The sequence below is a fragment of the Leuconostoc sp. genome (assembly GCF_965300815.1).
The window spans coordinates 1-3,765 of record NZ_CBDKZH010000041.1 but is presented as its reverse complement, the minus strand read 5'-3'; the positions used below and the strand labels follow the sequence as shown (position 1 = coordinate 3,765).

The window sequence follows — 3,765 nt, the reverse complement described above, 5'->3', positions numbered from 1 at the left end:
TTGGCTTATGATCAGTTTGTGATTCAAAATCGCCCATTAAAACCAGCCGTGCCTGACGTGACGACAAGTTTACCACCGGTAGTTGAACAAACGGCCGAAACTGTTACCATTACGGCAGGTCAACACCAGTTTGTCTTTGATGATACGCGAGGTTGGTTAACACAATGGTATTTTTCCGGGGTCAGTCAGCTTTTGACGCCGTTAAAAGATCAGTTTACCCGTGCGGCAATTGATAATGATATTGGCGTGAGTGAAGTCGGGCGTCTTGATCCAAATGCCTGGTATGAAAAGTGGCGTGCTAGTGGTTATGACCAATTGCAACCACGGTTGGGTGCGTTTGACGTGACAGCCAACGATCAGGGCGTCTTGGTAACGACGACACATGATTTTCTGTCACCAATTGATCAGCATGTGATGTTACAGTCGACTAAGCGTTACCAAATTTCACCAACTGGGACGTTAGCACTGCAAGTTGATGTTTGGCGGCAAATGGCTGATCCTGAACCAGCACGTATTGGCCTGAATGTGCAATTAGCGACCGTCCCTGAACAAGTGAACTACGTTGGGTTCGGGCCAATGGAAAATTATCCAGACCGGCGGGCAGCAGCAACCAAGGGCCGCTGGTCCGCAACTTTGGCCGACTTATACACGCCGTACATTTTCCCTAGTGAAAATGGGCTGCGCACCGGCGTTAGCCAGTTGCAATTTGGTCGGCATGACCTACAAAGTCCAACGACGGTGGCCTTTAATTTGTCACCGTATAGTCCACAACAACTGAGCCAAACGACTCACCGGCATCTGCTTAAACCAGAAGCTGGGGTGTGGTTGAACTTAGACGGCGCGCATATGGGCATTGGGGGGGATGATTCATGGTCACCAAGTGTGGCACCCGAATATCTTTTATCTGGCGATCATTACCATTATGCGTTGAACTGGCAATTGCATGACCAACTTTAAATAAATTACTTAAAAAGATGTGTTTTCAACACATCTTTTTTTGTGGGTTAAAGCCGGTGAGTCACGTGTTTTGCTCGGCTTGTCGGAGTTTTTTGATGCGCCGTTTTAAAGTTGAGGCGCTAATACCCGTTTTTTTGGCCACTTGTTGATACGATAGGCCATTTTGATGTTGCTGATAGGCGGCTAAAATTTCCATATCGGAATAGGTCTCTTTACGTCCTTCACGAAAATGGGGATTGTGACGTCTGGCATAAGCTTTGCCTTCCTGTGTCCGGGTCAAAATCAGATCACGTTCAAACTGCGCAAAGGCAGAAAAAATGGTGAAAATCAGCTTGCCCGTAGGACTTTCATCAATCAAACCTAAATTTAAGATGTGGATGGCGACCCGTTGATCAAATAAATGTTGCATGACTTCGAGCGCTTCATGGGTATTTCTGGCGAAGCGGTCTAGCTTGGTCACAACAAGCATATCGTGGGGTTGGAGCGTTTTTAAGAGTGTGTCAAAAACAGGTCGTTCAGTGGTTGTGCCGGTATATTTTTCTTTGAAAATTTGGTCAACACCAGCCTGGGTTAACTGCGCAACTTGGGCTTCAAGATGTTGGCCTTCTGTGCTCACTCTAGCATAGCCGTATTTCATATCATGATTCCTTTATTGTAGTGATAATTTTCCCAAGACGCAAAAAAGGTTCGCAACTCGAGAGATGCGAACCAGACACTTTGATAAGATAATTATATCACAAAGGTAATTTAAATGCGTGTGTAATCGTTATCCTAAGTCATAATACGTGCTAATTGGTGATTTGTTGGAATTGTTATGGTGGGGTTACATCTCTCGAGTTGTGCTACTAGAAAAACGGGATTGACTTTGAAATACCAAGCACAACTGTTACTTAGAAGGGAGAAAGGAACGATTGCTATCATAAAAGCGAGGCGGGCTAAAAAATGCCGAAACCACCGTGGGTGGCGGTTATGGTTAAGTGTGCTAAGTCTGTGTTTGTTAACCATTGGACAAACTGTGACTGCTGCTGGTATAACACCAACTTATCAAACCACACCAACTGGCACGTTACCAACACATGCTTGGTCAATACCTGGGCAAGCGGATGTCATTAATCCCCAGGGTGGACATGAGCGTGAGGGTTGGGACAATGTTACCCAATGGGATGGGGCACCTACTAACACGCACAATGCCTATCTTAAATTTGGCGGTCATGACGTCAATAATCCAGCTTATCAAATACGACAATATGCGTGTCAAACCGCGACACCTGGCTTATTTGATGTTTTCTTGAATGTTAAAGGAAATCGGCAAGTGACGATCAAACCAATTGATATTGTTTTGGTCACTGACATGTCCGGATCCATGAATTCAGTGTTCAACGGTGGCGTCAAGCGAGAATACGCGATGCCTGAAGGCATTGAAAAATTTATGCAAACAATTAACGACGAAGGGTATGGTGATTTTGTTAATGTTGGTCTGGTGAGTTATGCCTCTAAAGAAAGTGAACAGCGACCAGGCATTTCGACAGAAAATATTGATCGTGTCAGTAATACAACGCATGTGACAAACATCAATCGTATCCTCAGAAATCCCCCCGTTGGCGGAACGTTTACACAAAATGGTCTCCGTGAAGCACAAAACATGTTGGCAAGTGATGCCAGTGACCACAAAAAAATCATGGTGTTATTGACTGACGGGCTTCCGACGCAATCATACAAAGTAACTCAAGCCAAAGTAGTTGATGGGCACGTTATCGGGACGGGTTTTAGTCAAGCATGGGATTATCCAGGGTATACGTCACAGTTTGTCGAAAGCCACTATCCTGACTGATAGAGAGACCAGCGCCATATCAAGTCGATGGGCAAATGATTCCAGATACTTGGGCAGCTACGTTAGGGGAGGCCTACGCGCTGCGGGAAAAAGGGACTGAACTACATACATTAGGTATTCAGTTGGATATGGATAGTTGGGGTACAGGTAATAATTCTCACATGTATTTAACCAAAACGCAAGTACGTGAACGCATGGCGTTACTTGCAACACCTGGTCACTATCAGGATGCTAATACGTTAGATGATGTTGGCACTTACTTAGCAGGTCAGGTCAATAGTGTCTTAAGTGAGTTTTATACAGTAAAAAATGGGACGGTGCATAATCCGATTGGTGAACAATTTATTTATGCAGACACACCACCAACCGTGACCAGTGTGGGTAAAAAAGTGGTTGATAACTTACCAAGTGTGACACGTGATGTCCAACAAGTGACCGTTAACAATATAAATCTGGGGCAAGATCAAGAAATTCAGCTGCATTATCAGGTCCATCTCAAAACGGAAGCGCAAAATTTTCAACCTGATTTTTGGTACCAAGTGAGTGGGGAAACGTCATTAACCCCAAATGAAAAAGACGCCGCAGTGGCCTTTGGTATGCCTTCTGCTAAAGCAGCCGGAACTAAGTTGCAGGTGACTAAAAAATGGGTGGATGATATTGATCGCACAAAACGACCCGATCAAATTCAGTTTGGCATTGGACGAAAAGTGGCGAATCAGTTAACTGAATGGCGGGCAGTTGGGCAGCTTACTGCCGCGGAAAATTGGCAAAAGACTGTCGCCCAAGGGATGCAAGACGGGCAATCGGTGTGGCTACCTGCTTATAATAACCAGGGTCAAGCATTCGATTATCATGTTTTAAATGAGCAGACGGCGGGTTACGTGACACAAATTACGCAACAAGATAATCAGGCGACGGTAACAAATTGCCAATATGGCTTAATAATTGACAAGATCGCCCAGGGGACAACATTACCC

At 45.0% G+C, this 3,765-nt stretch carries 4 protein-coding genes; 3 read left to right on the top strand and 1 reads right to left on the bottom strand.

What is annotated here, in order from left to right:
• A partial coding sequence (locus ACW12G_RS04080) for a beta-galactosidase small subunit-related protein (RefSeq protein ID WP_455647333.1) occupies positions 1–957 on the top strand: 957 nt, incomplete at its 5' end.
• Between the two features lie 61 nt (positions 958–1,018).
• Here ACW12G_RS04080 and ACW12G_RS04075 read toward each other — a convergent pair.
• Positions 1,019–1,594: a recombinase family protein gene (locus ACW12G_RS04075; protein WP_029510131.1), complete on the bottom strand. Its 576-nt coding sequence runs from the start codon at positions 1,592–1,594 to the stop codon at positions 1,019–1,021.
• A 357-nt stretch (positions 1,595–1,951) separates the two neighbouring features.
• On the opposite strand from ACW12G_RS04075, the gene ACW12G_RS04070 reads away from it, so the two are divergent.
• Positions 1,952–2,788: a vWA domain-containing protein gene (locus ACW12G_RS04070; RefSeq protein ID WP_455647332.1), complete on the top strand. Its 837-nt coding sequence runs from the start codon at positions 1,952–1,954 to the stop codon at positions 2,786–2,788.
• Positions 2,789–2,823: 35 nt separating this feature from the next.
• On the top strand, positions 2,824–3,765 hold a 942-nt coding region (locus ACW12G_RS04065), incomplete at its 3' end, for a Cna B-type domain-containing protein (protein ID WP_455647331.1).

What these genes read in the sequence shown, in the direction of transcription:
- ACW12G_RS04075 (WP_029510131.1), bottom strand. Translation starts at nt 1,594, where the DNA reads ATGAAATACGGCTATGCTAGAGTGAGCACAGAAGGCCAACATCTTGAA.